Consider the following 8,366-nt stretch of genomic DNA (forward strand, 5'->3'; position numbering starts at 1 on the left):
TCTCAATAGTAAAAAAACAAAGAAAAATTAATCAAGCAAACTAAAATAAATTTAACCTTTATTAACAACAAGAATGCCCTAAAGAATTAGAAACTCTCTAGGGCATTTATATTTTATTATAAGAATTATTATCTGAATGTCCATTTATTTTAATAATCTGAATAAATTCATTGTATACTCTCAAATAAATTCATTTAAAAATTCTATAAATTATGGACAAACTAAATATCCTTATTTCCTATTCCTAATATTCTAGATTGCTAAATGCAAATTATATGGCAAATCTAAATTAAGTATATTAACTTAAACCTCTTATACAAAAGAGATGGTTTTAATACACTTATTTTAAATATTCAACCACTTATTAATTCATTTAAAAATAAACAGTTTTAAAAATTATATTTAGCAAAAAAATGCAAAGTATTTAATGTCAAATATATAAACCAAATAGACCGTATTTTATTAGACTTTAAGTTTAAAAAAAGTAAGTTTATAAGATGAAAACGCCCCTAAAATAGGTTAAAAACTAAAATTAATAAAATATAAGATGATTAAAAGTTTAAAAATGCGCATATACAGTGTCCAGAAGTAAGTAGATAGCTGAAAACTTTTTTTGTCAAAAAATAAAACATGACAAAAATACCAACCATTAAACGAAATATCATGAAAATCTTTACCCTGCCAAATTCTGAATATTAAACTTTAAAGTATATATTTTCTTGACGGTTTAATTCCATTTCTAACTAATAAATATTGAAACACTTTAGGATATGATTAAAAATAATTACGAAAAAAACACCCAAAATTTGGAACTGAATAAAAGTTCTCATTTCATTAAGAATAAGCTAACTATTAGTTTTTTCTTAGCATTACTTTTCTTTGTTTTGGGAAATGGAAATGTCTGGGGACAGAGCACTGCTAACTATGTCTTTACAACAAATACGACAAGCTCTTTGGCTCTTGATAGGAATGGTAATGCTGTTGACATGACATCAGGGACTACTTCAATTATTGGTTCAAGTCAAGATAATCCAACTGCTGTTTCAGCATCTATTGGTTTTGATTTTTTCTTCATGGGTGCCCGATATGATCAAATTAGCACATCGGCGAACGGTGTATTTAGATTAAGTACTATTACATCACCTGTAACAATAGGAAGTGCAGTATATGCATCAGGAGGAACTGCATCGCAGGCATTAATTGCGCCATTTGCAAGGGATTTAGCAACAAGTTCGACAGGTTCTGTAGTATCCAAAACAATTGGAACAGCACCAAATAGATGTTTTATTATTCAATATACAAATATGGAAATTGATTGGAACTCATCGACAGCAAACGGAACTTATCAAGCTCGATTATATGAAAGCACTGGAGTTATAGAATTTGTTTATGGTAATATGGCAGTAGGAAGTGGAGGTGGCACTGTTGGCTATTCAATTGGTTTCTCTTCATCAAATACTGCTAATAGTTATGTTTCATTAACAACAAGTAATAACACTGTCAGTACTACAGCTGTATCAACAAATACATATACAGCGGGATCAACTATTACTAATCTTAATTCTTCAAGCAACGGTTCAAGAAGAGCCTACATATTTACTCCCACAGCCACCACAGCCCCAACGAACCTAACCTTTTCAAATGTTAATATAAGTAATATGACTTTAAATTGGACAGACAATTCAACTGCTGAGGTGGGATATGTAATCTATAGATCTACGGATAATGTCAATTTTACTTGGCAAGCTACAACAGCGGCTAATGCCACTACCTTTAATGCAACTGGGTTATCAATAAATACAACATACCATTGGAGAGTGCACGCCCTAAGAGAATCGCTTGGAACGGCACTAACAGGTACACAAGCCACATTGGCTTGTCCAACCTATTCAGGCACTATGACAGTTGGCCCATCATCTGCAACTTTTCCCAATTTAACGACTGCTATATCTAATTTAACATCTTGTGGTTATACGGGTAATATTATTCTCGAATTACAATCAGGATATGTTTCATCGGGTGAAATTTTTCCATTAACATTCGGAACTGCTTTGGGGTCTAATACCAATAAACAAATTACAATACGACCTGCAAGCGGTGCTACAAATTTGAATATTACCTCTGCAAATACTACTGCAACAATAGATCTAAATGGTGCTAGCTTCATTACGTTTGACGGTCGTGCTGGCGGTAGTGGAACGGCAAGAAACCTTTCAATTGGAAACACAGGTGGTACATCCGTTCCGGCAGTCAGGTTTATCAATGATGCGAATAATAATATAATTCAATTTTGTTCTGTTACATCATCTGTTACATCTACAACTTCAGGGCTAATTGTTTTTTCAACAACGTCAGGTTCCAACGGTAACGACAATAATACTATTGATAATTGTGATTTGAATGGCGCAGGAACAGCTGCTAATATTATTTATGCTGTAGGATCAACAACCACCGCTGCTACCAATAACAGTGGTGTAACTATTTCAAACAATCTTATTCGTGATCAATTTCTGGTGGGTACTGCTACAAATGGTATTCTTGTTTCATCAGGTAATACTGATTGGACAATTAGTGGTAATAGTCTTTACCAGACAGCTACCCGCACTTTTACAACTGCTGCAACTCATACAGGAATTAATATAAGCAATAGCAGTGGTAACAATTTTGTGATTACCGGAAATTTTATTGGCGGAACTGCGGTAAGTTGCGGTGGTACTCAAATGTCACTAACCGGAACAGGATTGACGCAAAGTTACAATGCAATTCTATTATCTGTAGGCACTACAACACCAACTTCAGTGCAGAATAATACAATTTCAAATATTTTCTTTAACACACAGTCAACTGGAGTCTTTAATGGAATTAGTATTACAGCTGGTAATGCAAATATAGGAAACACAACGGCAAATACAATTGGTGGAACTACTGGGACTGGCTCTATTACATTTCAAACTAACTCATCAACTGGACCAGTATTTACAGGTGTAAATTCATCTTCAACGGGAACAGTTAATATTTCTAACAATCTAGTTGGTAGTATTAATTTAACCACTGCAAGTGCAAATACCTTAATTGGAAATTTTTACGGAATTAGAGTGACTGCAGGTACTACTACAACAATTTCATCCAATGTTATAGGTAGTAACACAACTACAAATAGCATAAATAATACAGGTGGTCAGAGTACTACGGCCAATGCATCAATTATGAGAGGTATTTCTTATGAAGGAACAGGCATTGTAACTATTTCGTCAAATACAATTAGTAATGTCGCCTATAGTGCTACAGGCACAGGACCGTCAACAGCTGTTTCTATAAGAGGCATTCATTCTACAGGTATAGCAACAATAAACAGCAATACTGTTTCAAATTTAACAAGTGTTTCAGGAAATACAGGAACAACATCCTCAGCTTCAGTAATAGGAATAGTAAATTTATCTGCTACAGCAGGTTCATGGCGTATAGGTCAAAATACTATTTCAGGTTTATCTAATACACATTCATCAGCTGCTGTTTTACTAACAGGGATTTTCTACAGTGGTTCAGCCACTGCTGGCATAATCGATCGTAACTTAATTTTTGATTTAAATGCTTCAAATGCTAGTGCTACCCTGAGCGGTATTCATGTTGGTGGAGGTACTGCGACTTATCGAAATAATATGATTCGTTTAGGTACAAATAACACAGCTAGTACAATAGGAATGAATATAAATGGTATATTCGAACCATTAGGAACAGATAATTTTTATCACAACTCTATTTATATCGGAGGTTCGCCGACATCTGGCACGAATCCTTCTTACGCATTTAATAGTCAGCAAACAACAAATACCCGAGATTTTCGTAATAATATTTTTGTAAATGCCCGCTCAAATAGCGGTGCTACTTCTAAGCATTATGCTGTTAGAGTTGGAGGGACAGGTACCAATCCCACTGGGTTGACAAGTAATTACAATGTTTATCTTGTAAGCGGGTCAGGTGCTGTATTTGGTTTTTATAATTCAGCGGATGTTGCATCTTTATCAGCTTGGCGAACAGCCACGGGTCAAGATGCTAATAGCTTCAATTCAGATCCGCAATTTATAGGTCCAACCGACTCAACACCAGACTTACATTTGAGTGCATCTGTTGCAACAGTGGCAGAAAGCGGTGGTGTTTTGATTGCCTCAGTAACAGACGATTACGATGGCCAAACACGTTCAGGTCTTACACCTACAGATATCGGTGCTGATGCAGGTGATTTTGTTGCTGCCGTTCCTCAAATTTCTTTAAATTCAATTACACCTTCGGGAAACCAATGTACAAACGCATCTAGAGCAGTAGTTGTAAATGTAAATCCACAGGGAACATTGACTGCTGCTCCAACACTTTCTTATCAAGTAAATGGAGGAACAGCAACAAACATTACAATGATAACCGGATCGGGTTCACTATTCACTTCAGGAACCTGGACAGCCACCATTCCAACAGTTTCTCCATCGAACGGAGCAGTAACTTGGACTGTTTCTGCTACTAATTCAGTTACAACCACCACTTTTACAGGTACAGGCTATACTGATGAACCAAATACAGGGATTACTGCAACGGCAACGGCCAATACAACAGCTGTTTGTTTGGGAAGTAGTTCGAGTTTAAGTTTGAGTATAGTAGCACCTGGTACAATTGATGTTGGAACTGCAGCGACTTTAACAGGTGATACTACTCAACCTACTGCCTTTTGTAATAGGTGGCCAGGTCACAGAAGTCAAGTAATTTTTACAGCATCTGAATTAAGTGCATTAGGTCTATCTGCGGGAAATATTACTTCAATGGCATACAATATTACAACTTTAGGTGATTCTGCAACCAATGCTAACTTTACAGTTCTAATTGGAAATACCTCTTTATCAACATTTACGAATACGACTTTTGAATCTACAGCAGGCTTTACAACATGTTACCCTGCAGCCACATATACCCACACTAATTCTGGTTGGCAAACTATCAATTTCTCAACTCCTTTTAATTGGAATGGAACGTCAAATATTATTGTTGATGTAAGGATGGATGGTGCAGATATAACAAATAACTCAAGAACTTTTTTTACAACTACACCTGGAAATACGGTTTTATATACTACAACTAGTTTAACAGGAGTTGTCACATTAAGTACGACAAGACTAAATGTTAGATTTGCTGGTAACAAAACCCTTATTCCTTCTTCCCTATCGTGGTCAGATGGTACAACAACATTAGGTACAACCAATCCATTAACTGTCTCACCAACTACAACGACAACTTATACAGGTACTGCAATAGTCAATGGATGTCCAGTTACCTCAGGTGGTGTAACTGTTAGTATAAATCCTGGTGCTAACTTACCAAATTCATTAGCATCCTCAGCATCGTCAACTGCTCAAACAACTACGACTATCAACGGTACTTTTTCAGCTGCATCTTCAGCTCCTTCGGGTTATTTAGTTGTAAGAACAACAAGCAATACACAACCAACTCCAAACAATGGAACTACCTACACTGTTGGTTCAAATGCAATTGGGTTCATAGACTATGTTGGTGCAAGTGCAGGCACTTGGACTTCAACAGGTTTATCGGCAGATACAACTTATTATTATTGGGTGTTTTCATACAATTCTAACGTTTGTGGTCCAGTATATAGTACTTCATCAACAAGCTTTTCTCAAGCTACCGTTTCATGTCCTGGAACTAGTTTACAGGGTTTAACGTATGCAACAAACCCAGCGATCTACTGTGTTAGTTTAGCAATAACTCCAAATATAGAAACATTAGCAACTAGTGCAGGTAATGTAACATTTTCTGTTTCACCTGCTTTACCTGCTGGACTCTCTTTAAATACTACTACAGGTGATATTTCTGGAACTCCAACTTCCGCTCAAAGTGCTGCAAACTACACAATTATAGCAGACAATGGTTGTACTCAAACGTCAGTTGTACTAAACATAGCTACACAAGCCATACCTTCTGTTCCAACTTCATCTTCCGCTACCAATGTTTCAACTTACAGCTTCTCTGCAAATTGGACTCAAAATGGAGCTTCATCATATTTACTTGATGTAGCTACAGATGTTGGCTTCACAAGTTTAGTAACAGGTTATAATGGATTAAATATAGGAAATGTGAATACATTTAGCGTTACTGGTCTTACATCAAATACTGCTTATTGGTATAGAGTTAGGGCTACTAATGGAACTTGTTCAAGCACCAATAGTTCTTCTCAAACATTAACAACTAATGCTATAACTTCTGTAACAACCGGAAATTGGAATTCTACTTCTACTTGGATAGGAGGTATTATACCTAGTTGTTCTTCTAATGTGATTATTGCTAATGGCCATAACGTTACTGTTAACTCAGTAAGTAATGTTTCTCGAAATTTAACGATAAATTCAGGCGGTACTCTAACAATTGCTTCGGGAGATTTAACTGTGGGTTGTACCCTGAATAATACACCTTTAACAAATAACGGAACTTTAACCGTAACTGGTGGAACTTTGAATGTGAATGGTAATATATCATCAGCAGCTGGTTCAACCTTCAACCAAAGTGGTGGTAATATCAATATTGATGGAAATAATGAGGGGATTTCAACAGGGTCAGTTGTTTCTGGAACCTCCTTGTTGTTTTTTAGTACTTCAAATGTAAATTTAACTAGCGGTAATTTAACTGTTGTGGATCCTCACGTTGGAACTTTAGCTTCAGATTATTCTGTTGGTTTCAGCGTATCTAGTTCTATTGTTAATTCGAGTTCATCACATACATTAAATATTGGAAATGGGGTTTCAACAAATCCAACTTCAAATGCTGGTGGATTTATTATTAATCCTTATTTATCAACTGGGAGATTGAATTTTGGAAATTTGAATATAAACACAAATGTTTCGTCAGGTAATAGGTTTGTTACATTCCCAGAAGGACTCGGACTATTCGGTAATCTTAATATTACAAATGGTTCTGAGGCCCGTTTTACAGGTTTATACCTTGTAGTTATTGGAGGTAATATTGTAAACAATGGCGTTTTAGTTTCTTCCATAACAAATTTCGCAATAGGAAATCCTAGTACAACAAGTGTTGCGGTTGTAGCCTGTCCAAATACTCAAACAATTTCTGGGTCAGGAACATTCAGTAATGCAACGTCCTCTCCAACAGCAAGTTTGAACAGTTTATTGATTAACAATTCTAATTCAACAGGTGTGACGATTTCAGTACCTTTATCAATCAGTGGAACTTTAACAATGACCGCTGGAAGAATTAATACGACGTCCACAAATATATTAACACTTGGTACAGCTACTGCAGCGGGAACATTAACTTATACAGCTGGTTTAATTGATGGTCCTTTCCGACGTACATTCCCATCTAGTGCAACAGCAACTGGTACATATGATGCAACAACATTATTCCCTGTTGGTGCGGGAACAACGTATTTACCAATACATATAGACCCGGTTAACTCGGCAGGTGTTGTACAGTTAACAGGACAAGCATTTAACACAAACGCTGGAACTGCAGGCCCTGGTGTTGCGAATCCTTTATCCTCTGATCGCTGGGAAGCTCTTGTTGCATCTGGCTCTGGTAATTTAACTAGTTGTTTCATTGGGTTGAATGATGCCCAGATTGCCAATGGAAACATAATCGCGCAGTCTTCTAGCGCCGCAGGAACCTATAATACAATTTCATCGTCTTCAACTGTTACAGCGGGTTCTTCAATCAGAACTGCATCAGCCATTCCTTCCGCTCAATTTACAGGGTTTTTTACCTACGCTGCACCTGGGCCGATAATTACATCTTTTACACCTACAAGTATTTGTGAAAATGTAGCAACATCTATTACAATAACAGGAACGAATTTAAGTGGTGCTACATCTGTAACTTTAAATGGTGAAGTTTGTTCAATTACTTCAAATAGTGCTACTCAAATAGTTGTAAGTACTGACTCAACCCCTCAATCAGGAAACATTGTAGTAACTACGCCTGCCAATAGTGCAGTTTCTTCCACTCCTGTGCAAATAAACCCAAGTTTGCCAGCCAGTGTAAGCATTTCCATCACGGCAGGAGCACAAACCATTTGTGCAGGAACAAGCGTTACTTTTACTGCTACACCTACAAACGGTGGTGCAACGCCAGCGTATCAATGGTTGGTTAATGGTTCGCCGGTTTCAGGTCAGACAGCTTCAACATTCACATCGACAACTTTAACAGATAACGCTGCCGTAACAGTTGAAATGACGTCAAATGCCTCTCCTTGTTTAACAGGTTCGCCTGCAACATCAAATAGTATTTCTATGACCGTTTCAAACAACAACAATTGGGTAGGAACAACTGGTCTTTGGAGTGATACTGCCAATTGG

At 36.7% G+C, this 8,366-nt stretch carries 1 protein-coding gene; it reads left to right on the forward strand.

The window, feature by feature from the left end:
- Window positions 1–770: 770 nt before the first annotated feature.
- The coding region (locus ABD766_RS14860; protein ID WP_344817426.1) for a fibronectin type III domain-containing protein at window positions 771–8,366 on the forward strand (7,596 nt) is incomplete at its 3' end.

Origin of the sequence: Flavobacterium cheonanense, from assembly GCF_039539185.1 — a bacterium.
In the GTDB taxonomy this organism is placed as follows: Bacteria; Bacteroidota; Bacteroidia; order Flavobacteriales; family Flavobacteriaceae; genus Flavobacterium; species Flavobacterium cheonanense.